The 23,609-nt window shown below is 33.1% G+C and carries 23 protein-coding genes and 1 riboswitch; of the genes, 22 read left to right on the top strand and 1 reads right to left on the bottom strand.

Translation table 11 applies throughout. The annotated features are described in order from the left end of the window. The first annotated feature begins 146 nt into the window (after window positions 1–146). The 18 genes from ACIQ7L_RS01075 (at window position 147) to ACIQ7L_RS00990 (ending at window position 18,625) form a co-directional block, all read left to right on the top strand. Window positions 147–1,172, top strand: coding sequence for a homoserine dehydrogenase (locus ACIQ7L_RS01075; protein ID WP_400565658.1), 1,026 nt, complete (start codon window positions 147–149; stop codon window positions 1,170–1,172). Window positions 1,173–1,341: 169 nt separating this feature from the next. Further along, on the top strand, window positions 1,342–2,064 hold the full coding sequence (locus ACIQ7L_RS01070) for an MBL fold metallo-hydrolase (RefSeq protein WP_400565657.1): 723 nt from the start codon (window positions 1,342–1,344) through the stop codon (window positions 2,062–2,064). 91 nt (window positions 2,065–2,155) lie between these two features. Continuing rightward, window positions 2,156–2,261, top strand: a riboswitch (TPP riboswitch). Window positions 2,262–2,442: 181 nt separating this feature from the next. After that, on the top strand, window positions 2,443–3,132 hold the full coding sequence (gene tenA / locus ACIQ7L_RS01065) for a thiaminase II (RefSeq protein WP_400565655.1): 690 nt from the start codon (window positions 2,443–2,445) through the stop codon (window positions 3,130–3,132). A gap of 314 nt (window positions 3,133–3,446) precedes the next feature. Continuing rightward, the gene (locus ACIQ7L_RS01060) at window positions 3,447–4,214 is read left to right on the top strand and encodes a DUF3959 family protein (RefSeq protein ID WP_400565653.1); all 768 of its coding nucleotides are present in this window, start codon (window positions 3,447–3,449) and stop codon (window positions 4,212–4,214) included. A gap of 143 nt (window positions 4,215–4,357) precedes the next feature. After that, window positions 4,358–4,984 carry a BREX system Lon protease-like protein BrxL gene (locus ACIQ7L_RS01055; protein ID WP_400566319.1) on the top strand — a complete coding sequence of 209 codons (627 nt, stop codon included), beginning with the start codon at window positions 4,358–4,360 and terminating at the stop codon, window positions 4,982–4,984. Between the two features lie 137 nt (window positions 4,985–5,121). Further along, on the top strand, window positions 5,122–5,361 hold the full coding sequence (locus ACIQ7L_RS01050; RefSeq protein ID WP_400565652.1) for a hypothetical protein: 240 nt from the start codon (window positions 5,122–5,124) through the stop codon (window positions 5,359–5,361). 132 nt (window positions 5,362–5,493) lie between these two features. After that, window positions 5,494–6,021, top strand: a complete 528-nt coding sequence (locus tag ACIQ7L_RS01045) for a DUF6933 domain-containing protein (RefSeq protein WP_400565651.1) — start codon at window positions 5,494–5,496, stop codon at window positions 6,019–6,021. 56 nt (window positions 6,022–6,077) lie between these two features. Further along, window positions 6,078–6,494 (top strand): DUF3995 domain-containing protein, encoded by a 417-nt coding sequence (locus tag ACIQ7L_RS01040; RefSeq protein ID WP_400565648.1) that lies wholly within the window; start codon window positions 6,078–6,080, stop codon window positions 6,492–6,494. A 70-nt stretch (window positions 6,495–6,564) separates the two neighbouring features. Further along, on the top strand, window positions 6,565–7,569 hold the full coding sequence (locus ACIQ7L_RS01035; protein WP_400565646.1) for a DUF1835 domain-containing protein: 1,005 nt from the start codon (window positions 6,565–6,567) through the stop codon (window positions 7,567–7,569). Between the two features lie 200 nt (window positions 7,570–7,769). Further along, window positions 7,770–8,186 (top strand): hypothetical protein, encoded by a 417-nt coding sequence (locus ACIQ7L_RS01030; protein ID WP_400565644.1) that lies wholly within the window; start codon window positions 7,770–7,772, stop codon window positions 8,184–8,186. A 158-nt stretch (window positions 8,187–8,344) separates the two neighbouring features. After that, on the top strand, window positions 8,345–9,580 hold the full coding sequence (locus tag ACIQ7L_RS01025) for a cytochrome P450 family protein (protein WP_400565642.1): 1,236 nt from the start codon (window positions 8,345–8,347) through the stop codon (window positions 9,578–9,580). A 272-nt stretch (window positions 9,581–9,852) separates the two neighbouring features. Further along, window positions 9,853–11,136, top strand: coding sequence for an MFS transporter (locus ACIQ7L_RS01020; RefSeq protein WP_400565639.1), 1,284 nt, complete (start codon window positions 9,853–9,855; stop codon window positions 11,134–11,136). Window positions 11,137–11,224: 88 nt separating this feature from the next. Continuing rightward, on the top strand, window positions 11,225–11,380 hold the full coding sequence (locus ACIQ7L_RS01015; RefSeq protein WP_400565636.1) for a DUF1540 domain-containing protein: 156 nt from the start codon (window positions 11,225–11,227) through the stop codon (window positions 11,378–11,380). Window positions 11,381–11,632: 252 nt separating this feature from the next. After that, window positions 11,633–12,487: an HAD family hydrolase gene (locus ACIQ7L_RS01010; RefSeq protein ID WP_400565633.1), complete on the top strand. Its 855-nt coding sequence runs from the start codon at window positions 11,633–11,635 to the stop codon at window positions 12,485–12,487. A gap of 323 nt (window positions 12,488–12,810) precedes the next feature. Continuing rightward, window positions 12,811–14,598: an ATP-binding protein gene (locus tag ACIQ7L_RS01005; RefSeq protein ID WP_400565630.1), complete on the top strand. Its 1,788-nt coding sequence runs from the start codon at window positions 12,811–12,813 to the stop codon at window positions 14,596–14,598. A 326-nt stretch (window positions 14,599–14,924) separates the two neighbouring features. Next, window positions 14,925–16,082: an agmatine deiminase family protein gene (locus tag ACIQ7L_RS01000; RefSeq protein ID WP_400565627.1), complete on the top strand. Its 1,158-nt coding sequence runs from the start codon at window positions 14,925–14,927 to the stop codon at window positions 16,080–16,082. A gap of 619 nt (window positions 16,083–16,701) precedes the next feature. Next, entirely contained in the window at window positions 16,702–17,679 is a 978-nt protein-coding gene (locus ACIQ7L_RS00995) for an agmatine deiminase family protein (protein WP_400565625.1), read from the top strand. A gap of 127 nt (window positions 17,680–17,806) precedes the next feature. After that, a complete protein-coding gene (locus tag ACIQ7L_RS00990; protein ID WP_400565622.1) occupies window positions 17,807–18,625 on the top strand; it encodes a MerR family transcriptional regulator in 819 nt (272 codons plus the stop codon). Window positions 18,626–18,679: 54 nt separating this feature from the next. On the opposite strand, the gene ACIQ7L_RS00985 is transcribed toward ACIQ7L_RS00990, so the two are convergent. After that, window positions 18,680–18,844, bottom strand: a complete 165-nt coding sequence (locus ACIQ7L_RS00985; protein WP_400566316.1) for a gamma-type small acid-soluble spore protein — start codon at window positions 18,842–18,844, stop codon at window positions 18,680–18,682. Window positions 18,845–19,096: 252 nt separating this feature from the next. Between ACIQ7L_RS00985 and tyrP the strand changes: the two genes are divergently transcribed. From tyrP to ACIQ7L_RS00965, 4 genes are all read left to right on the top strand, one after another. After that, window positions 19,097–20,536 carry a tyrosine-tyramine antiporter gene (tyrP, locus tag ACIQ7L_RS00980; RefSeq protein ID WP_400565620.1) on the top strand — a complete coding sequence of 480 codons (1,440 nt, stop codon included), beginning with the start codon at window positions 19,097–19,099 and terminating at the stop codon, window positions 20,534–20,536. 74 nt (window positions 20,537–20,610) lie between these two features. Continuing rightward, window positions 20,611–22,473 (top strand): tyrosine decarboxylase, encoded by a 1,863-nt coding sequence (tdc, locus tag ACIQ7L_RS00975; RefSeq protein WP_400565618.1) that lies wholly within the window; start codon window positions 20,611–20,613, stop codon window positions 22,471–22,473. A 271-nt stretch (window positions 22,474–22,744) separates the two neighbouring features. Then, window positions 22,745–22,852: a YjcZ family sporulation protein gene (locus tag ACIQ7L_RS00970; RefSeq protein WP_097897552.1), complete on the top strand. Its 108-nt coding sequence runs from the start codon at window positions 22,745–22,747 to the stop codon at window positions 22,850–22,852. A 300-nt stretch (window positions 22,853–23,152) separates the two neighbouring features. Continuing rightward, window positions 23,153–23,587, top strand: a complete 435-nt coding sequence (locus tag ACIQ7L_RS00965; RefSeq protein ID WP_400565615.1) for a MarR family winged helix-turn-helix transcriptional regulator — start codon at window positions 23,153–23,155, stop codon at window positions 23,585–23,587. Window positions 23,588–23,609: the final 22 nt, after the last annotated feature.

The raw sequence follows: 23,609 nt of genomic DNA, 5'->3' as shown, positions 1-23,609 counted from the left end.
TTCTATTTTCATTAGATCTATTTCATTCGATTGTTTTATAAAACTATTTATTTTAAAAAATAGCTAATGCAATACCACAAATAGAATACTATGATGGAGATATGGGAAATTAATAGGTTCACATCAAGGGAATTGAGGGGAATAACATGAAAATAAAAGTCGTTTTAACAGGGTATGGAGCGGTGAGTAAAGAACTTGTACGTTTAGTGTATGAGAAATCATTTACTTTAAAAGAAAAGTATCATATCGAATTTTTAATAGTAGGGATTGTTGGGCGGGATGTATCTATTTATGATGGTAACGGTTTACATCTAGAACAACTTCTTACTTTTGGAATAGGCTCGAATGCGTTAGGAAATTATGTAGCATATGATCCGAAGGCAAAAGCGGAAATGATATGGAATGGTAATGTACTAATTGAGGCAACGCCTACTAACTTACAAAATGGCGAACCTGCAAAGTATTACATCCAAAAAGCAATCCAACATGAAATGGATGTTGTATGCATTTCGAAGGGTGCACTTGTTACAAATTGGAAAGAAGTAAAAGAAAAAGCAAAGTCGAAAAATGTGCGTATTCGTTATAGCGGTGCGACTGCCGCAGCATTACCTACATTAGATATTGGACAATTTAGCCTAGCGGGATGCCAAATTGAAAAGATAGAAGGCATACTGAATGGGACGACGAACTATATCCTTACAAAAATGGATGAAGAAGATATAACTTTTCAACAAGCATTGCAAGAAGCACAGGATCAAGGAATTGCTGAAACGAATCCTGTATTAGACATACATGGTATGGATAGCGCTTGTAAACTATTATTATTGGCAAATAGCTTGTTACAAACAGAATATTCACTGGATGACATATCTGTAAAAGGAATAGAGCATATTATAAAGCAAGATATCCAAAAAGCAAAAGAAAAGAACAAATCTCTAAAATTAATAGCTACAGCATATAAAGATAGTTCTGGAATTGTTAAATTAAAAGTAGGTCCATGCGAATTGAATCAAGATCATCCGCTTGCTAATGTCAATGGAACAGAAAAAGGGGTTACTTTCCATACAGATACGATGGGTAAAGTTACTTCCATAGGAGGTGCATCAAATCCAAGAGGAGCAGCTGCTGCGGCGTTGAAAGATTTGATTAATTTGTATCGAAAAGATATATGATAAAAAAGAAGATCAGTTTTAATAAAATGAGAATCATAATAAAAAATGTTGACAAATAATTATTTTTGTGTTAAAATTAAATATTTATCGATTGACGTATTTTCCTCTAGCGTGATACATTTTAGTAAGAGCAATAACTCCACTATATGTATCGAGGAGGAAATGTAACATGAAAATAGAAAATGGACTGGCAGTTTTAGAATTGAAAATCCAAGGATTTGAATTAAATCCAACATTACTTTGGGATGAAAAAGAAGCTATATTAGTTGATACTGGTATGCCAGGACAATTAAAGCAAATTCATGATGCGATGAATGATGTTGGTGTTCCCTTTGAACAATTAAAAGCAATTATTTTAACTCATCAAGATATAGACCATATTGGAAGTCTTCCTGAAATACAACAGAAGGAAGATCTATCAATTGAAGTGTACGCACATGAACTAGATAAGCCATATATTGAAGGGCAATTGCATTTAATGAAAACAGATCCAAGTAAAATGAGTAAAGATCAGTGGGAAGCACTTCCAGAAGTTATGCAATTTCTATATAAAAATCCTCCTAAAGCAAAAGTAAATCAAACATTAAAAGATGGACAAAGATTGCCATTTTTCGGAGGTATTGAAGTCATTCATACACCAGGGCATACGCCGGGACATATTAGTTTATATAGTGAAAAACATAAAGCACTAATCACAGGTGACGCTATGGTATGTGTTGGTGGAAATTTAAACGGACCTGTTCCGCGAACAACACCAGATATGAAAACAGCTACAGAATCGCTTAGAAGATTTTTAGAATTTGATATTGAGAGAGTGATTTGTTATCACGGCGGTGTTTGTGATTTGAATGTGAAGGAACAGATTGAAAAATTAGTAGGACTAAATAACTGATACTTCTATACTCATGAAGTACGAACGTTCAAATGTATTTGACTGTTTTCTGAATTGTGCTATGATGAATATCAAAACTACATAGTTATTATCTATCCGCTAGGGGTGCCTATATAGGCTGAGATCAAAGAATACTTTTGAGACCCTTGGGACCTGATCTGGCTCATACCAGCGTAGGGAAGTGGAAGTGACAGAAAATGATATTTATAATGTCCAAACCACTTTTTTTACTTGTCTAAAGAAAGTGGTTTTTATTTTGGTCATTTCTATACTGAGTACCTATATTAGGAGAAATTTAATTTAGATTTGGACTAAGTAGTTAAATAGTTAGTAATTGACTAATGAGAAATTTTATACATATTCATCGGAGGGATTAAAATGTCATTTTCACAGCTATTACGTAAAGAAGTTCATCCAATTTGGGAAGCAAGTTTCCAGCATCCGTTTGTAAAAAAATTAGGGGAAGGAACATTAGATTTAGCTAGTTTCCGCTATTATGTATTACAGGATTCATATTATTTAAGTCATTTTGCTAGAGTACAAACGTTAGGAGCAGCAAAAGCCATTGAATTGGAAACAACAGCTCGTATGGCGCATCATGCACAAAATACATATCAAGCTGAATTATCGCTGCATGAGAATTTCGCAAAAAAATTAGGAATCACTGAAGAAGAAAAGGCTTCTTTTATTCCAGCGCCAACTGCTTATGCATACACATCACATATGTATCGTGCTGCATATGAAGGGCATTTAGGAGACATTATTGCAGCGATTTTACCATGTTATTGGCTTTATTATGAAATTGGTGAACGCTTGAAAGAATGTCAGCCTGAAGAACCGATTTATCAAGAATGGATTGCAGCATATGGATCTGATTGGTTCCGTACTTTAGTAGAAGAACAAATCGCACGATTAGATGCGATTGCTGAGACAGTAACAGAAGCCGATCGTAAGCGTATGAAACAACACTTTGTCATTAGTAGTCAATATGAATACTCGTTTTGGGAAATGGCTTATACATTAGAAAAGTGGCCAGTGAACGAAAAAGCAGAAGATGTAACTCTATAAGTCGGAATAGTTATAATCAGATATGAATAAAAAGAGGTATCATTCTTTAAGATAATTTGAAAATCCCGCTAATCCATAAATAGCGGGATTTGTCATTTCTGTATACAAATGTAGTTATCGATTGTCAATTATAGCTTTATTTTTTTATTTACTTTTGATGTAAGCAGGATTAAGATGTCTTTTAGGAAAAGTAGTATTCAGCTATGAAACATGCCTTTGTATTGTGATTATTTAGAAGTGAGGAATGCTAGAAAAATAACAACATTTGCTTTACGATATAGAAACCAGAAAAAAGTTGAAAGGGATGAGAAATTGTGAAGAAACTTGATGTACTGTTAATGCTGCTCAGCTGCTTGTTTCCGATTGCAGGCTTTATGAAGCAAATCCCTTTAGAATTGTCATTGTTTATCGGGGGATTATTATTTTTCACTAGTTTCGGAAGTTACTATGCAAAACGAATGCATTCACGAATATGTAGTTGGTTAGCTTATGCGGCATTTATCACACTCCTTATGGCAATTTGGAATCAATACGTAACAACTAGCTCGTTACTAGCAAATGCAAAAATTGCAGCATGTATTGCTTTGATTCCATTTATATTCCGATTCCGTACATATGCAATTACTTTAGGTTTACTTGCATTATGGGGAGCCTTACTATGGGATATAAAACAAATCCAATCATTAGCGGTTCTTGGGCGTATCATGAACTTACTGACTGCAGAACGATTGTATCTACTTATGCTAGTAGTAGGCTTTATACTTGGTGGATTGCTTGCAAACGCACTAAATCGTAACAATAGTAATGAGAAACAAGGAACAACAAATCTATTCAAACAAAAAAAGAAACGAATCAAACCTACATTTAAGATTCGTATTCCGAGTTTGCCAAGATTGAAAGTTAAGATGTTAAAATTCGGCGGGAAATCTGCTAAATCAAAAGAAATACGTACGTATGAACCAAATCGTGAAGAAAGAGCTCCAACGTATCATACAATGCCTACAGAGCACTCACATCAGAAAACAGAAACAACACAAGGCCAAACAAGAATGGAACGCAGAAGAAATCGTTATAACGCATAGGGACAATCCCTATACAAACATCTTAACCCGCAATGCACCTCATACAATGGATGGGGTATTGCGGGTTTTTTACTGTATAATAATTAATATATGAATATTTTAATTTGTGAGAGATTTTATAAGGAAATAATTGAGAAGAATGAATTGATGTATTAATTCGTTCTACAGGTACGGAGCCAACACAGTTAGAGGATACAGTAAAGTGGCATTTACTTGAACGTATGGTACCGCTTGTAGAAAATAATTATAACTTGTGTGAACTTGGGCCAAGAGGAACGGGGAAATCTCATATTTATACGGTTGCTCGCGGTAAAACAGGAATGATTGGTACTTATAAACTAGAAACAGAAGTTGTAAGTGGGAATGGTAAATTTGAAAAAACAGGATTAAATTCGGACCGCGATGCAAAAGAAAGTATTGATACAGCTTTTAGATTCTTTAAAGCAAACAATAAGAATATTAGTGGAACAATCAGTACAACGACAAAAGACTATTTAATACACATTCAAGATATTCATGGTGTCGGCTTGACTAGTGAGTTGTCACTTGTAGCATTTATTGCATTATGTTCTGGTGCTTTAAATAAACCTGTGCAAAGTCAAATGGTTGTGTTAGGATCTATTAGTATAAGTGGTACGATGAATAAGATAGAAGAATTAGCAAATGTACTACAAGTTTGTTTTGATTCAGGCGCTAAGAAAATTCTTCTTCCAATGACAGTCGCTGTTGATATTCCAACCGTTCCACTGGAATTATTTGCTAAGTTTTAAATTGCATTTTATCAGAGTGCTGAGGATGCTGTGTTTAAGGCTTTAGGCGTGGAATAAGTAAATATAATCATAACAAGCAGTCATCGAGATATAAAAAAGATGACTGCTTGTTGTACATTAGTAGGAGAGCGAATACCATGAAAAAATCAAAAGCAGAGCGAAAGAGAGATTTGGAAATTGTGAATCTATATCATAAAAAATTAACAGAAGATGAACTTGAAAAACTTTCACTAAACTTCTTAGAATGGAAAGAAGGAAAGTTACCGTATTATGAACTAACAGAACTTATTCATGATTTTCATAAGAAGAATCAAAAAATATGGTCCATGTTTCAATTAATGACGAATTTCTTATTTTTCAAGCTAAAAAAGAATTAAATATGTTTACCGAACAAGACATGGAAAAAGAACATTATAGAAGATGGATGGATTTTTCTTAATGAATAATTTTTCGTGTAAGAAATACATATGACTGAAAATAGAATTGTTAACGTAGAAAGGGAAAATAATATGCAACTTATCCAATGTACAAAAAAATTAGCCGATGAAATGAAAATAAAAGTTCAAAAAGTAGATGCTGCTGATTTCAATCCACTATATTGTTGGCATGCAAATCTTTTTAAAATTGGACGAAAAAAATGTGTAATGATTATGAATAACGCTACAAGATATCACTTTGTTATTTATGGGGTATTAAAGAAAGACTTGCAAAACTTAGATCTTGTATTTAAGAAGAATTTAATAACAAATTTATTATTAGACGGCGTTGATCCTGAAATAATTGAACGATACTTAAATCATGATTCAATTGTACAATATGCAGCAACGAATAATCGTAGTATTATTTCACAAATAAATGAGTCCATTTTTACTGTAGATCATTACTTTTATTATGAATTAGTAGAAAAAGGGCATGAATTTATAGATTTAGCGGAGATGAATCAAAATCTTAATCAACTATATATGCTGAAGTTATCAAAACAACCAGTTGAAATGATGAGAGATGCTCTTAATCAACAATTTTTGCCAAATAAATAAATTTTTATTTGGAGAGTATTCTTAAGAATCATTATGAATTGACGGAGGTGTTAACAATGCTCATTATCATCAGCATCTCAGCATGTCTCTTATTTTGCATTAGCTTATTACACGTCTACTGGGCATTCGGAGGAAGATGGGGAACACATGCTGTGATCCCAACTGAATCTGGTAAAAAGGCTTTTACACCCAGTACTGGGGGAACGTTATTGGTTGCTCTTTTGTTAAGTATGGCGGCAGTACTTTTATTATTACAGGCTAATATCCTTGTTTTATCCATTCCGTATGTTTTCGTTCAAGTCGGTTCTTGGATTTGTATGTTTGTGTTTGCGATAAGGGTAATTGGTGAGTTTAACTATTTCGGTATTTTCAAGAGAAAAAAAGATACGTATTTCGCCAAAATGGATACGATGTTATTTATCCCGCTTTGTGCTTTTTTATCTGTTTCATTTCTTCTGGCAATTATTAAATAAAAGTTAATAAAAGTAATCTAAATCTATGCTACACTATACATTATATTATTTTGTGAATAGAGGGAAATACATGAAAGATAAGTTAAGTCAAGTCATTGATAGCATGCCGGAGGAAGAAGTGACATCTTTACTTCACCTCATTCTACTCCAACTTGAATTGATAGAAAAAGATAAAGATGAAGAAACGATCAAAATGTTGGCGGAAATACCAAAGCAATTAATTGAATCTAAAAAACCTAAATTAAACATTTTAGATAGTAAGCATATACATATTGCATTCGGTGATTCACCAGCAGGTTGTTTAAAACACATGCTGAAAGAAGAAGGTTTTAATCAAGACTATGTCATTTCATTCTCTGACGCATTTTCTGTCGGTCCCATTCATCAATTGGGTTTAAAGTCAGGTCAGGTTGCTCGCCAGCAATGGTTATCCAACAACTTAAATTCATATGATTTCTATTTTGAAGAAGAATACTTACCGAGTTTGATTCATTCATTAGAAGAAATACAGTCCATTTCAAACGATACACCAATTACAATTTGGAAAGCGGATAATGCTCATGAGCATGTAGGACTTTGTTTTGTGCTTGCCGAGTTGAAGAATAAGAAAAATATTAGAATCATCAATACTTCAGAGGCTCATAGAAAACTATTACAAACAGAGTACGGCATACGTGGAACGGGAGAACTATCATCAGAGAATTTAGCAATTATTCTTAAGAAATATGGAGAAAAGTCATTTTTAGCTGAAGAGACTCGAACAGCACTTGAAAAAGAATGGGAAGTTCTATCTACTAGTACAGAGTTATTACGAATCTGGAAAGATAGTGCAGTGCATGCTGTACAAGAAGATTATTTTGATGATTTTATTGTTGAGTGTGCGAAAAGAATAGGAGCAGATAAAGCTTTCCATAAAGCAGCGCTGGTAATTGGAGAAGCACTTGGACATATAGAGCAAGTAGTGGGAGATGTTTTTCTTGAATATCGCTTACAGGCTTTAATCAAGAAAGGGACATTTGAGGTGAAAGGATCATTAAAAGCAATGCGCTATTACAGTGTTATGTTAAATAGATAACAGTAGCGTTCTAAATAAAGTTCTTATTTTTGAAGGAGACTTTTCAAAAATAGAGCTTTATTTTTTATAGTTAGTAAAATGAACTTGCTATATAAATGGAATTCAGAAAGACAAATTTGGGCGATGCATAAGCTTCCTCTAGGTGAAGTATTACATATGAATGTTTTAAAGTGACAAATAAGAAGAAGGTGATTTTTCATATGTATAACCAACCGAATTATTCAGGTATAAGGTATGATCAAACGATGTATTATAATCCACAAAACCAAGGATATTATGAAGAAGCGATGGAACCGAGAGAGCCTGATCATGAAGAGTATAGACCTGATGATGCGGAAGATGCGCCGACATCACCACCTCCATCACAGGCACCATCATTACCGTCAGCATTCGCTGCACCTGCACAAATAGGGAATATGAAATCATTGATGTGTAATTGTTTAGGGAGATGGGGGTATTTGCGTCTACATCGACCAGGTCCTTTTGGAAGAGATTTATGGTTTTTTCCAACAGAAGTGAGAAGAAGCGGGGTATCAGGCTACACATGGCAAGCTGGCCGTCGCCGGAAAGTCAGTTATCGATACCAACAAATCAGTAATTTTATGTGCTTTGCTTAGAGAGAATCAAAGAGGAGAATATTCTTCTCTTTGATTTTTTTATATTTTTCAAGTTTCAAAGTAAGATTTTGACAAAAAAATCATAATATTCATGCTTTTTGTGAGTTATAATTCATATGTTGAAGTGATTTCCACAAAAATGAAAGTGAGGGAGTGCAATGTCTTTAAAAAACAAGGTGGGTCGAAACATTGAAGATGGTATTCATTTAGCCTCTGCGGAGTTTAAAGAAGATGCTTATGAGATTTATAAAGAATCACGGGAACTACAACCTATTTTGTTCGTATATAAGGGTGAGCTATGGACAGAGTGGCTCATTACAAGATATGAAGATGCATTGCCACTTTTAAAAGATTCTCGCTTGAAGAAAAATCCGGAAAATGTATTTTCTCAAGAAGGATTAAAGCCATTTCTTTCTCTTGAAAATGGTGATCATTTAACGAAACATATGCTTAATTCAGATCCGCCTGATCATAGTCGTTTGCGATCACTTATCCAAAAAGCGTTTACTCCTAAAATGATTTCACAATTAGGTGGACGTATTCAGCATATTGCGGATAATTTATTAGACCGTGTAGAACATAAGCATTCCCTGAATCTTGTTAATGACTATGCGTTTCCATTACCAATCAATGTAATTAGCGAAATGCTTGGTATTCCAAAAGAGGACCAAGAGAAATTTAGAATATGGTCTCATGCGGTAATTGCTTCACCTGAAACACCCGAAGAAATAAAAGAAAACGAAGAAAAGCTCTCTGAATTTATTACATACCTACAGTATTTAGTTGATGTGAAAAGAAAAGAACCAAAAGAAGACTTAGTTAGTGGATTAATTCAGGCTGAAAGTGAAGGAAGTAGATTAAGTGCACCAGAGCTTTATTCGATGATTATGTTACTCATTGTAGCTGGGCATGAAACCACTGTGAATCTAATTACTAATACAGTACTTGCATTATTAGAGAACCCGGATCAATTACAGTTATTAAAAGAAAAACCAGAACTCATTGACTCAGCGATTGAAGAAGGATTACGCTATTACTCTCCAGTTGAAATTACAACTGCACGCTGGACAGCTGAACCTTTTACAATCCAAGGTCAAGAGATTCGAAAAGGGGATATGGTAATCATTTCATTAGCTTCAGCAAACCGTGATGAAAAGGTCTTTATGAATCCAGAAGTATTTGATATTACTAGGGAAAATAATCGGCACATTGCCTTTGGACATGGAAGTCATTTTTGTTTGGGAGCTCCACTTGCTCGCTTAGAGGCAAGAATTGCAATTTCGACGTTATTAAAACGTATACCTGCATTACAAATAAAAGGAGAGAGAGATGAGATTAAATGGCAGGGCAATTATTTAATGCGTTCCTTAGAGGAATTGCCGTTAACTTTCTAGAATAGATATTTTGAGACATGCATACATTGTATTTCGTTCACATAGAGTATGTATGTGTCATTTAAAATTGAAACGGAAGGGTGAAAACATCCCAATGATCAACTAATTCTATTTTTCAAGAAATCTTCGTTAAAAAAACGAAATCTTCTTCTGAATAGGATTAGTATGTACATTTTTGTATAAAAGGGATGTGTTTCGCACTGCGAATATACAGTCTTTTTCATATGATTTGTGCTGCCTCTTGTTCAGAATGTAGAATAGGAGGTTTTTTTATGTCAACAAATGTAGAAATAAAACAAAAAAGCGGTATGTCACAAGTATTAAAAAATCGATTTGTGCAAGGTATTCTTGTTTCAGCATTATGTTTACAGGTAGGGATATGGGTTCGGAATTTTGCGGTATTGCTTTATGTAATGGAAATGACAAATGGGGATGCGTTTGCGATTTCGATGATTTCAGTTGCTGAGTTTGCACCAATATTTATTTTTTCTTTTATTGGCGGAACTTTTGCAGATAGGTGGAAACCAAAAAGGACGATGATCTGGTGCGAGGCTTTAAGTTCTTTATCTGTATTTGCAGTACTCTTTACGCTTATGTTTGGTACGTGGAAAGTTGTTTTCTTTGTTACGTTAATTTCAGCCATTCTTTCACAGTTCTCACAGCCTTCAGGGATGAAATTGTTTAAGCAACATTTATCAACAGAAAAAATTCAATTAGCAATGTCCTTATATCAAACCATTTTCGCGATATTTATGGTGTTAGGACCTATACTAGGTACGTTTGTATTTCAGAGATTTGGGATTTACATCTCAATTGTAGCGACAGGGATTGCGTTTTTACTTGCAGCCATTGTATTGCTATTTCTACCAAAAGATATTGAGGATCAGGGGGAGAAGAAACAAGTTAGTTTACTAAAAGAAATGGCAGATGGAATTAAGTATGTGAAAGCAAAGAAAGCATTAACATTACTTGGAATTTGTTTTATGGCAGCAGGATTAGGTATTGGTCTTATTCAGCCATTAGGAATTTTTATCGTAACAGAACAGCTCGGTTTACCGAAGGAAAGCTTACAATGGATAGTGATCGTAAATGGTGCCGGTATGATTGTTGGCGGGGCTTTAGCAATGATATTCGCGAAGAATGTCGCTCCGCAAAAAATGTTAATTCTAGGGATGTTTGGGCAGGCTGTTGGCATTGGGATTATTGGTTTTTCTACAAATTTATGGGTTACGCTTGCAGCGCAACTTTTTAGTGGTTTAGCTTTTCCATGTATTCAAATTGGAATTAATACGCTTATTATTCAAAATTCTGATACAGACTTTATTGGACGTGTTAACGGGATTTTAAGTCCATTATTTACAGGTTCAATGGTATTAACGATGAGTATAGCAGGTTCACTAAAAGAAATATTTTCACTTAGTACGATGTATGAAAGTACTGCATTACTATTTATAGTTGGTTTATTAGTCATTTTGCCAATATATAATTTGAAACCTGTAGCAACAACTGAAAATAAAATAAACACTGACGGTAGTGCGGTCCAGCATGAATCTTGATTCAAATGTGAAATGAAAAATAAATTATGAAATGGTATCATGCCTCCAGAAATGGTTAATGATAAAAGAATAAGGAGGTGTGATACTTATGGCACAAGATGTTTTATGTGAAGTAAACAACTGTAAGTTTTGGGGTAACGGAAATAAATGTAATGCAGATGCAATTTATGTAGTAAGTCATAAAGGAAAGCACGCATCTACAACAGAAGAAACAGATTGTAAAACTTTCGCACCAGAAGTTTAAATGAAAAAAGGGTAACTGAACGGCAGTTGCCCTTTTATTAATTATATTATTGATAATAGATATCATTTTCATACATTTTTTTTACTTTTCTTGTTAGTATTTATGTTTTTTATAGCATTTTCTTTTAAAATATTTCTTGACCTGAAACGCTTTTCATACATTATAACTAAGAAGTATTTAGCGAGTTAAATGTGAAAACGATACCAGTTCTTCGTATCATCTCGTTTATTTATAGAAAGTGGTGAAGAAAGAATGAAACTTATTGCAATTGATTTAGACGGAACGCTTCTTTCAGGAAATAAAATGATTAGTAAAGAAAATGCACAAGCCATTCGAAAATGTAAAGAAGAGGGACATGTTGTGGCGATTTGTACAGGACGTTCTATAGTTGATATTGAAAGATTTTTAGTAGAAGTAGATTTACAATGTCCAGTCATCGCAGAAAATGGTGCGATTATTTATAAAGATCAAAAAATGATGAAAAGATATCCTATTCAAAATGCCCAAGCATTTGAGATCGTTGAGTACCTTGAAGAAAATCGTATGTATTATCAACTATACACAGATAAAGGTGTATATGTTCCGCAGTATGGAGAAGAAAGTGTGCGTAGTGAAATCGAAACGATAAAGAAATTAGGTACAGATCTTGACCTACAAGAGATAGAAAGTATTGCTGCATTGTATCTTGAACATACGGCCTTTCATATTACAGAAAGTTGCAAACCAATTTTAGAAAACGATTTATATGTCCATAAACTTTTACCGTTTTCTTATGATATAGAGAAATTAAAAAGATTAAAAGAAAAATTTCAATCGAATACAGATTTAGCGATTACATCTTCTTATTGGCATAACCTAGAGATTAACCATCGTGATGCTCAAAAAGGAAATGGATTGTATACTTTAGCAAAACATCTTAATATTCCATTTGAAAACACAGTAGCAATTGGTGATGGACTAAATGATGTTTCAATGATGCAAAAAGCTCATCTATCTATTGCGATGGGGAATGCAGTAGATGAAATAAAGCAAATGTGCCACTATGAGACGTTAACGAATGAAGAACATGGTGTTGCACATGCCTTGTATCATCATGTAATGGTATAAAAAGTAAAAAAGAATCCAAAACGGATTCTTTTTTACTTTTTTATTAGGGGTTAAGGTATTCTATGAGATTCATAGGATCCTTATTACAATGATTATATAGAATATATTAGAATAAATGTGTATGTTTTTTCTTTTGATTATGAATATTTTGTGAATTTATCTTTGGGAGATTATGTATGATTTCGAATGAACTTTTATTGAAAAATAAAAATTTATTTGAATAATCACGTTTTCCACTATATACCTGTGAGGACATAATTCGTATAATGGAGAAGCATAAATTAAAAATTGGTATTAAATTTACATATAGAGGTGAAACAAGAATGAATGCTCGGCTAATGGAACTCATTGATGTGAACACAATAGAAACCATGGCAGAACAATTTTATAAGTTAACAAATATCTCACATCAACTTCTTGATGCTGAAAGAGAATGTATTTTTTCATTCGGTATGGATCAAGAAATAAATAGTAAACTTACAAAGATTGAAATTCCAATCTTCGCAAATGAACAACATCTAGGCTCATTTGTTGCTTGTTCCATAAAAGATGACATCTTCAATTGTCAAAAATACTTCGAAATGCTTTCAAATCTCATTGTGAATCGTGCAATGGATAAACTTCAAAATCAAAACAAAAATATGCATTTGTTCTCTCAAAAAAAAGAACAGTTATATACAATCTTGCAAAATATGCCTGTTATGGTAGATGCTCTTGATTACAATGGTGAATTTATTTTATGGAATCGTGAGTGTGAACTTGTAACAGGTTACACAGCGGAAGAAATTATTGGAAATCCCAGGGCGCTTGATTTATTATATCCAGATGTAAATTATCGCCGTCAAAAGGAGCAAGAATTTTCGGTTTGCGGAAGAAATTTTCGGGACTGGGAAATGAATTTAACATGCAAAAATGGTGAAACGAAAACGATTATGTGGTCAAACATATCAGAACAGTTTCCTGTATCTGGATTTAGTTATTGGGCTGTTGGAGTTGATATTACGCATTTAAAAGAGATAGAAGAACAACTAAAACAACAAACATCCGAATTAGAACTTATTTTTAAAGCGTTACCTGATCTATGTTTTTTAACAGAAGCTGATGGAACGATAATAGATTATAAAGCTGGATCTCCTGAAAAGTTTTATGTACCTGTAGAATCTTTTATGGGGAAAAAGTTTTATGAAGTACTGCCTTCACCTGTAGCGCAGCAGTTTCGTGAAGCTATTTATCAAGTACAACAAAAAGAATCAACTGTTATTGTTGAATATCACCTCACACTTAAAGGGAGTATTAGTTTCTTTGAAGCTAGATGTTTTCCATTATTGAAAGATAAAGTTATGATCATTGTTCGTGATATTACGGAACGAAAAAGGACAGAAGAATTACTAAATAAATCAGATACACTTGCTGCAATCGGGCAATTAGCTGCTGGGGTAGCACATGAAGTTAGAAATCCGTTAACGGTAATTAAGGGATTTATTCAATTGTTTCAAATTAATCAAGAAGACCAGGAGAAATATTTTGATCTTATGCTTTCAGAAATTGAAAGAATTGAATCCATTCTTCATGAATTTTTATCAATCGCTAAAACGGAGGTTATTCCTGCTGAAAAGAAAAATCTCTATTTGATATTTAAAAATGTCGTTTCATTAATTAATACGAAAGCAATTATGACAAATATCCAAATCGATTTAGTCGCAGATTCAAAAGAATTAATCATTGAATGTTGTGAAAACCAACTAAAACAAGTATTTATTAATATTTTGCAAAATTCAATTGAAGCGATGCCAAAGGGCGGTAATATTTTGATTCATATTAAAAAGATAGGGAATGATGAAGTCATAATCGATTTAATTGATGAAGGTGTTGGAATTCCAGAAGAAAGAATTAGAAGACTAGGAGAACCTTTCTATAGTACGAAAGAAAAAGGAACAGGAATTGGATTAATGCTAAGTTATAAAATTATCGAAAGACATCAAGGTAGAATTAGCATTATGAGTGAAGTTGGTGTGGGAACATCTGTTACAATTCATTTACCGATGTCTCAAAATGAACAAGTTCCTCCTAGAGCTGGAGAAGATCCGCCCATAACAAGCTGTTCCCAGTAAACCGAAAGTGAAAAGTTATTTGTGGTTCAGCCGAGATACGTGTAAAAATGGGTCATAAGCTGTATTTTACTTCCATTATTAGTCTTTTAGATAAAAATAACTACCTCATGCTACACAAAAAGACAATTTTCTGTACGCTAAGGAATCGACTTTTTTATGTTCTTGCTTTGCTATATAATTGTTTACAATATAACCATTTAAAAAGAGGTGCAATTAGCACCTCTTTTGCATTTATTTTAGCAATTAAATTAGCACCGAAAAAAAAGCTTGAGCTTCACACTATGTGAAGCTTTATATTATTGTAGGAAAGAACAGGAGGTTTAGAAATGAAAAAAATAGCAAATTTTTGTTTGATGGCTGTACTATCTACATCAATTATCAGTGGTTGTGGTCAAGGTAAAGATAATGAGAAAGTTCAGGGTAAAGGTATTGAGAAGGTAGATACACAAGAAAAAGTGGGAAAATATACAATGCCGGATGAAAAAAGCAAACATGAAGGGACATGGCTACAATGGCCACATGAATACACATATGGACCAGATTACCAGAGAGAAGTAGAGCTGATTTGGATCAAAATGGCAAATGCTTTAAGCGAAGGCGAAAAAGTTCACATTGTTGCGTATGATCAAGAAGAAAAGGACAGAATTAATAAGCTTTTAACTGATCAAGGGATGAACATGGAAAAAATAGATTTCTTTATCTCACCTACTGACGATGTATGGGCTAGAGATAGCGGACCGATTTTTGTTTATGACCATGATAAAAATCTAAAGATATTAGATCCAGGATTTAACGGATGGGGGAAGAAGACTCCTTTTGCGAAGGATGCTCTTCTTCGTGAAAACCTCAGTAAACAGTTAGGGGTTGAAAGAATTGATTGGCATAGGTTTGTACTTGAAGGCGGGGCAATTGAATTAGATGGTAATGGTACCTCTTTATTAACGAGAAGTGCTGTTACAAATAAAAACAGAAATCCTGATTTATCAGAATCTGAAATTGAAAAATATATTAGTGATCTTGGGGTAACAAATTTTATTTGGTTAGACGGAGTACCTAACTTAGAAATTACTGATTTTCATATTGATGGATTTGCAAAATTTCACGATAAATCTACCCTTATAACGCTGGCAGAAGATGACTTGGCTGAATGGGGGTTATCAGACAAAGATATTAACACATTAATGCATGCAAAAAATGCTTCAGGTAAGACTTATAAGTATGTCTATTTACCGTTAAGTAAAAATAAGGTTACTTTAGAAAATGGGAAGAAACTTGGTTATAAAGGCTCATATGTGAATTATTATATAGGGAATAAAGTCGTGTTGGTGCCTAACTATAATGATCCTAATGACAAAATAGCAAATGATATCATTCAAGAACTATACCCTGATCGTAAGGTGGTAGGTATTGATGTAAGGGAGCTTTATAAAAATGGCGGTATGATACATTGTGTTACCCAGCAGCAACCAATTAATTTGAAGTAATAAATTGATATTTTATTTTGTGAATTTGTCTATTTTTTATGAGAACTTGTTTATCCACAGGATAGGTCAAGATAACATGTTATCTTGACCTATCCTGTTATATTTTTTGTAAGTTAAGTATTTATTTCCTATAACAAGAAGTATATAATCTTTATTTTTTGATAGAAAAAACATAGAAAACATTATATATCGAAAAGGAGGAAAATATTTTTGTTAAAGAATGTAAATATACGGATGACGGCTTGGTTTTTAAATCTTGTCAAGAGCGAATTTTTCGCTTAACCACGGCTTTATATTTTTTATATAAATATATAATATTTCTCCGTGCTATAATCCATTCATGAAATGTGCACGTTTCTAAAATATATAATCATAAGAGAATTGAATTGAGGAATAGTTGTATGTATCCAGCTATTTGCGCGCAGTAAGAACCCCATCTCAAAATTCGGCAAAAGCAAAGAAATTAGGTGGGGATCGAGCGGTTCGTAAAAGTCCGATTGGTGAGGGCTAATAATTAGTGAGGGATGAAGCCCCTCACTGATTAAAGTTTCACTTTATCTTGATAATGATTTGTTTCAATCAGTTACTCAATAACCCTTAAAATAGTGAGGTAAACAATATGAATCAAATACAAAATGGAATTATTTTTACTGCAATACCAAATAAATCGAATCAATATTATCGACCATTTTATGAAGATCTTATTTATTTTAATGAGAACCTAAATGAAAATAAAGCATTTACCGATCAACTTATATCTTTAACTGTGGAAGAACAAAACTTTGATACAAACTTTTTTGAGTATGATGACATTTGGTTGAGAGACGTTGCACCAGTTGTAACAAATCACCTCGTTAAATTTAAATACCAACCAGATTACTTACCTGAAAGTCAAAGTCGATATTTAAATCAACAATTCAATAAATGGCTGAAGAAAAATGACTTTGAATATATTACTTCCCCATTGATATTAGATGGCGGTAATCTCATTTGGAATAAAAAAGATACAATTATACTAACGGATCGCATATTTGACGATAATTATGATTGGACAGAAAAAGAAATTATAGAGCAACTGGAATGGGATTTAGATGTCAGTCGAGTTATTATCATTCCTTCTGAACCAGGAGATGTGCTTGCACATGCAGACGGTATGGTTAAGTTTATTGATGAACATACAATGTTTATCAGTGACTTTCTAGGAGATTATGAATTTAGGCATAGCATTCAAGAAATTATTCAAGAACAGATGCCAGAAGCTGAATTTGTAGTTGTTCCTTCTTCCTATACAGAGAAAGGACAATATGATCACGAGATAGCATCAGCCAAAGGTTTATATATAAACATGTTAGAAACAAGAGATACTCTCTATGTTCCTAGGTTTGGATTATCTAAAGATCAGGAAGTCTTACAATACATCCAAAAACATACTGATAAACATGCGATTCCAGTTCATGTAGGAGATATATCGACGATGGGAGGCGCAATTAATTGCTTAACCTGGTATTGTCCCATTCATTTGTTACCTCAAAAATTTAAAAGAATGAAAAATCGGGAGGATGAATTTTCTATTTTGAATTTTTTTAATTGGAAGTGATGTCTGTTTGCAAACTCCCTGTAAAATAATATTATACCTTTCACGTTCATGCTTATTATGAGGGTGAAAGGTTAGTATATGAGATTATAAAAGACGTAGTAAGTAAAGTTATTCAAGGAGTATTTAAATGTATACAATTACTGAATTTTCTCGAATTTGTAAAATGAGTACTCGGATGTTGAGACATTACGATCAAGAGGAAATACTGAAACCAGCATATGTTAATCCTATAAATGGATATAGATATTATGAACAGGGTCAACTAGAAGTGGCATTACAAATCAAGAAACTAAGAGAGTATAGATTTCCTCTCTCGAAAATCAAAATAATTCTTCAGTCATCAGACCCCAATTCACTTATCAAACATATGAAATCGCAAATTATGGAGTTGTCTCATGAAGTAAGACAACATTTACAGGTTATTTCCGAAATGAGTGAAATGATAAATAGGAACATAGATTTCATTTCAATCCAACGTAGACACTATGATATATTAATTGGAATGAGAAGTGAAATAACTGTCATAACGGAAAGATTACAAATCAATATTAATGATATAGATGAACATTTTGATGCCTTATATGAAAAAGTACAAGTGAATAATTTTCAAATAGTAGGTTCTCCATCCGCCATCTTCTATGATGAAGAGTATATTCCGAACCACAGTGATATTGAATTAAGAATTCCAATTATTTATGAGAACACTGGAAATGTATCACGGGATTGGGAGATAAAAAAGCTAGCTCAGCATCAAATTGTTACTACCTTGCATCATGGGAGTTATGACGATATAGGTTACGGTTATATGGCATTAGAAGAATGGATTAAGAATAATGGATATCTGATAGTTGCTCCACCATGTGAAGTCTATTTAAAGGGTCCTGAATGCGATTGCCCAGTAGAGGATTATGTGACGCAAATTTGTTATTCGGTTATTAAAAAGTAACAACGTAGTTGATAATAAGAAAACACTTCTCGTTTTAAGAGAAGTGTTTTTTTATTATTGATTTGTGCCAAAAGGATTTAGTTTTTCAGCTGCAGATTTAGCATGTTGCGTTCTCACAGTATGTACGTCTGTATCAGTTGCGAATTCTATACCATAGCTAGCATTTGTGTTGTGAATGTTTGAGCTAGAAGCCTCCTTATTGTAGTGTTTATAGGATATTTTGAAACTTTTGGTTTAATGAATTCAGAATAATTTTTTTGCAATAGAATCATCTCTTAAGAATGTAAAGAAAATCAAAACTTACCCAATATTTACTTAACATAAATTTTAAGTGGCATGGCAACTTAAAAAAAGCATGTTCTATACCTTTTATAGAGTTTTTAATAGGTGTTAAAAACTTTGCTTATTCATTGTATTTATTTTTAATAATATATTCAATTCAAATTGAATATGAGAAAGAAGGCTATATTTATGACCAAGACGAAACAATTAACACTTTTTGGATTGATTGGTATTACGATGGCTTTTTTTGGGACGGTGCGTAGTGTGCCGACTCTTGCCATTACTGGTTGGACCCAAATTTTCTATATGTTGATAGCTGCGTTCGCATTTGCCTTACCAATTGCATTAATGTCAGCCGAACTTTCAACAGGATTCCCTGAAGAAGGCGGGCCACAGGTCTGGGTGAAAAACGCTTTAGGTGAAAGATGGGGATTTGTTACTTCCTGGTTATTATGGGTTCAAATGTTTTTTGGGATGGTTATGGTTTCATCAACTGTCGGTGTTCTTTTAGGGTATGTTATTAATAAACCTGAACTATCTTCAAATAATTATTTTATTTTTGTTCTTATTCTCATCTCATACTGGAGTGTTACATTATTAAATCTTAAATTTGATATGGTTAAAATTGCAGGGAATTGGGGAGCGGTTATTGGAGTATATATTCCGTTTGTTATCCTTGTAGTTTTAGGTGTTATGTATATGATTAAGAACGGGATTCAAACTAATAGTTATTTAGGTGGCTTTAAACCAAGAGATATCATTCCTAATTTTAAAGATTTAGGAAGTTTAACTTATTTATCAGGAATCATCTTTATTTTCGCTGGAGTAGAAATTTCATCAGTACATGCGAATAATATTGAAAACCCAAAACGTAACTATCCGCTTGCTGTTATTACTTCTGTCATTTTATTAGCAATTTTTAATATCGTTGCTGGTTTAACGGTTTCAAATGCAGTGCCAAAGGGAAAAATGGAGCTTGCTAATATTACGCAACCGTATTTGATTTTTTGTAAAGATCTAGGTATTCCATTGATTGTTGTTAATCTCATTTCGTTAATGATTTTAATTGGGGTTTTAGTACAGTTAAGTGCTTGGGTACTTGGACCAAGTAAATCAATGATTAAAGTTGCAGAAGAAGGTAACCTCCCTAAATTCTTCCAAAAAAGAACGAGCAAAGATATTCCTATTACATTTGTCTTGATTCAAGCAATTGTCATTTCTTTAGTAGCAATCTTATATGTAGTAGTGCCAGATGTTAGCAGTGCATTCTTAATTATGACAATTACAACAACTATTTTATATTGTGTAGTATATGCATTAATTGCTATCTCAGCAATTCGGTTACGTTATAAAATGCCAGAAGTTGAAAGACCATTCAGATTGGGCAGCAAAGGGAATGGATTAATGTGGACAATGTCTATTTTGTCGATAACGTGTATTGTATTTACAATTGTTGTAAGTATTATTCCGCCATCCATTTTAAAGCCGAGCCAATATACGGGATATATTATATATCAAGTAGGAGCCACAATAGTAATGATTGGTATTGCTCTTATTATTAACAAATATAAAAAACCAGAATGGAAAAAAGAAGATAACAAATTAGATGATTTGAAGCGAGCAAACTAAAACGTTACGAATAGTTAGTACTTATTTCTTAAATATGGTTATTGAATATTTGAGTGATTTGGAGGAAATGAAAGATGAAATATGAAATGCCAGATATAAATTTAAAAGCATTATTCTTAGGTGATAAGGGTGAAAATGCTGACTTATTTAAGGAGTTATTAATCAAAATGGTAGATGAACATGTTGGTTGGCGTCAAAATTACCAACCACAAGATTTACCAGTTATTACTCCTCAAGATAAAAGTTCAAAAAGTTTTCAGGAAACAGCAGACCATATCCGAAGTGTCATGAATGTATTGTCTTCAAAACTTCGGACAAATTCATTACCGTGGCATTCGGCCGGAAGGTTTTGGGGGCATATGAATTCTGAAACACTTATGCCAGCTATTATTGCATATACAGCTGCAATGTTATGGAATGGGAACAATGTGGCATATGAATCTTCCCCAGGCACTTCTCAAATGGAAGAGGAGGTCGGCCATGAATTTGCTGCACTTATGGGTTATAAAAAAGAAAAAAGCTGGGGACATATTTGTGCAGATGGTTCCATTGCCAATCTAGAGGGTCTTTGGTATGCAAGAAACATGAAGTCTCTTCCTTTAGCTGTTAAAGAAGTCGCTCCTAAATTTGTTGAAGGGAAAACGGAATGGGAATTATTAAATATGTCTACAGAAGAAATTTTAGATATGTTAAATCAAATTCCTGAAAAAATTGATGAAATCAAAGCGCACTCCGCACGTAGTGGCCATCATTTACAAAAATTAGGTAGATGGTTAATTCCGCAAACAAAGCACTATTCTTGGCTAAAAGCAGCAGATATTATTGGCATCGGTCTTGATTGTGTAGAAGCAATTGAAGTTGATCATCATTATCGCATGAACATTGATAAACTCGAAGAAAAAATTCGGGAATTGACTGCAGAAAAAATACCAATTCTTGGTGTGGTAGGTGTTATTGGTACAACAGAAGAAGGGCAAGTAGATCGTATTGATAAAATTGTTACATTACGAGAAAAATTAATAAAAGAAGGCATTTACTTCTATATTCATATAGATGCTGCTTATGGTGGATATGCTCGTTCTATTTTTTTAGATGAAAACAATACATTTATTGAGTATGACAAAATCGATAAAATATATAAGAAATATAACATTTTTACTGAAAACAATGAATGGTTATCAAAAGATATTTATAATTCATTTAAAGCAATGAATCAAGTTGAAACAATAACAATTGATCCACACAAAATGGGGTATATCCCTTATTCTGCTGGTGGTATTGTTGTAAAAGATATTAGAATGCGGGACGTAATTTCATACTTTGCAACATATGTGTTTGAAAAAGGAGCAGATATTCCTGCATTACTTGGAGCATATATTCTCGAAGGATCTAAAGCAGGAGCAACTGCAGCTGCAGTTTGGACGGCCCATAAGGTTTTACCATTAAATGTAACTGGATATGGCAAATTACTTGGAGCAAGTATTGAAGGTGCATATCTTTTTTATCATTTTTTAAAAGATAAAAAATTTAAAGTTGGAGATAAGACCATTTATGTTTATCCATTAACTAAACCAGATTTTAATATGGTTGACTACGTATTTAATGAAGAGGGTAATACGGATTTAGGAAAAATGAACAAACTAAACCATGATTTTTTTGGTCAAGCTTCTTATGTCCAAGGACATTTATATAACAATGAATTTCTGACATCTCATACAGATTTTGCCTTCCTAGACTATGGTAATAGTCCGTTGCCATTTGTGAAAAGTCTTGGATTTAGTGAAAGCGAATGGAATAAGGAAGGGAAAATTACAGTGCTACGTGCTTGTGCATTGTCCCCATATGCTCATTATAAAGATGTATTTCAAGAATATGCCAATAAAATTGAAAAAGCAATTCAAGCTAAGCTTGAAAAAATTTATGGTGTAGAGAACTAAATTTGAGAAGTAATATCTATAATTGTAGTAAAGTTCTCATAACAAAATTATAGGGCTAGGTGTGTTTCAGTCAATGAGGGATTACTATATGACGAATTCAATTGTAAAGTTTTTTAAGTTATATTATGTACAGTTCGCATAGGCACTCAAATGAGTGTCTTTTTTAATTTCATGTAGACACGCTCAAAAAAGACATATAAACATACTGTATAATACGAACACGTTAAAATGATTAACCCTATTCATTTTTAAACTAAAAGGAGGAGAAAATATGGGTTTCGGTGGTTCTTGTGGTTTTGGTGGAGGCTTTGCTTTATTAGTTGTATTATTTATTCTACTGATTATCGTTGGATGTAGCTGCTGGGGCGGAGGGTATTAATTCTTAATTAACCTTCACAAAATGTGTAAAAGAAAAACCATGCAAGGTACTTTTTAGTACGAATATGAGTGAACAAAAAGGAGCTATCACGCTCCTTTTTTGTTGGGGATTATACATATATAACCTTCTTTCAAAATGATTTATGTCTGATTTTATAAAATTTGCCATATTTCCAACGAAAAGAGCTAGATTGTAGAGCAGCATAGAAAGAGAATAATCCAACTTTTTTAAAGTAAAGATTGACGTTTTATAAATCACCCGCTAACATGTTAGATATCTAATATGTTAGCGGGTGATTTTTTGTCTTTATATGAACAAGTTAAGCGTATTAATGAAGCTGAATATACAATAAACCGTCTGATCTTTAAACATTATAAGCAATATTTAAATAGTGGCATTACAACACAACAAGCGGTTGTATTAGATATTGTGTACTTAGCAAAACGCATTACGGTTGGTGAAATTGCGATTGAAATGAATATTAGCTCTAGTGCAGTTAGCCAATTGATTGCGAAATTAGAAAAGAATCAATATATCAAGCGAGAAATGAATCCACAAAATCGACGCGAAGTATTTATAACGTTAGATGAAAAAGGAATGGAGTATTTTTCGAAGCAAGATTATGTAGAACAGCAAATCGCAGATAAAATTTACAGCAAACTTTCATCAAAAGAGGTAGACGAATTAGAACGCATTGTTGAAAAATTAAGGGAGATTGTGATGAAGGAATTATAAAAATTTCTTCATGTTCAATATG

It is taken from the genome of Bacillus sp. NPDC094106, from assembly GCF_044764345.1.
Classification (GTDB): Bacteria; Bacillota; Bacilli; order Bacillales; family Bacillaceae_G; genus Bacillus_A.
Note: the sequence above shows the minus strand (reverse complement) of the source record. Positions and strands in the feature narration are given on the sequence as shown.

What these genes read in the sequence shown, in the direction of transcription:
- ACIQ7L_RS01075 (WP_400565658.1), top strand. Translation starts at nt 147, where the DNA reads ATGAAAATAAAAGTCGTTTTAACAGGGTATGGAGCGGTGAGTAAAGAA.
- ACIQ7L_RS01070 (WP_400565657.1), top strand. Translation starts at nt 1,342, where the DNA reads ATGAAAATAGAAAATGGACTGGCAGTTTTAGAATTGAAAATCCAAGGA.
- tenA (WP_400565655.1), top strand. Translation starts at nt 2,443, where the DNA reads ATGTCATTTTCACAGCTATTACGTAAAGAAGTTCATCCAATTTGGGAA.
- ACIQ7L_RS01050 (WP_400565652.1), top strand. Translation starts at nt 5,122, where the DNA reads ATGAAAAAATCAAAAGCAGAGCGAAAGAGAGATTTGGAAATTGTGAAT.
- ACIQ7L_RS01045 (WP_400565651.1), top strand. Translation starts at nt 5,494, where the DNA reads ATGCAACTTATCCAATGTACAAAAAAATTAGCCGATGAAATGAAAATA.
- ACIQ7L_RS01040 (WP_400565648.1), top strand. Translation starts at nt 6,078, where the DNA reads ATGCTCATTATCATCAGCATCTCAGCATGTCTCTTATTTTGCATTAGC.
- ACIQ7L_RS01035 (WP_400565646.1), top strand. Translation starts at nt 6,565, where the DNA reads ATGAAAGATAAGTTAAGTCAAGTCATTGATAGCATGCCGGAGGAAGAA.
- ACIQ7L_RS01030 (WP_400565644.1), top strand. Translation starts at nt 7,770, where the DNA reads ATGTATAACCAACCGAATTATTCAGGTATAAGGTATGATCAAACGATG.
- ACIQ7L_RS01025 (WP_400565642.1), top strand. Translation starts at nt 8,345, where the DNA reads ATGTCTTTAAAAAACAAGGTGGGTCGAAACATTGAAGATGGTATTCAT.
- ACIQ7L_RS01020 (WP_400565639.1), top strand. Translation starts at nt 9,853, where the DNA reads ATGTCAACAAATGTAGAAATAAAACAAAAAAGCGGTATGTCACAAGTA.
- ACIQ7L_RS01015 (WP_400565636.1), top strand. Translation starts at nt 11,225, where the DNA reads ATGGCACAAGATGTTTTATGTGAAGTAAACAACTGTAAGTTTTGGGGT.
- ACIQ7L_RS01010 (WP_400565633.1), top strand. Translation starts at nt 11,633, where the DNA reads ATGAAACTTATTGCAATTGATTTAGACGGAACGCTTCTTTCAGGAAAT.
- ACIQ7L_RS01005 (WP_400565630.1), top strand. Translation starts at nt 12,811, where the DNA reads ATGAATGCTCGGCTAATGGAACTCATTGATGTGAACACAATAGAAACC.
- ACIQ7L_RS01000 (WP_400565627.1), top strand. Translation starts at nt 14,925, where the DNA reads ATGAAAAAAATAGCAAATTTTTGTTTGATGGCTGTACTATCTACATCA.
- ACIQ7L_RS00995 (WP_400565625.1), top strand. Translation starts at nt 16,702, where the DNA reads ATGAATCAAATACAAAATGGAATTATTTTTACTGCAATACCAAATAAA.
- ACIQ7L_RS00990 (WP_400565622.1), top strand. Translation starts at nt 17,807, where the DNA reads ATGTATACAATTACTGAATTTTCTCGAATTTGTAAAATGAGTACTCGG.
- tyrP (WP_400565620.1), top strand. Translation starts at nt 19,097, where the DNA reads ATGACCAAGACGAAACAATTAACACTTTTTGGATTGATTGGTATTACG.
- tdc (WP_400565618.1), top strand. Translation starts at nt 20,611, where the DNA reads ATGAAATATGAAATGCCAGATATAAATTTAAAAGCATTATTCTTAGGT.
- ACIQ7L_RS00970 (WP_097897552.1), top strand. Translation starts at nt 22,745, where the DNA reads ATGGGTTTCGGTGGTTCTTGTGGTTTTGGTGGAGGCTTTGCTTTATTA.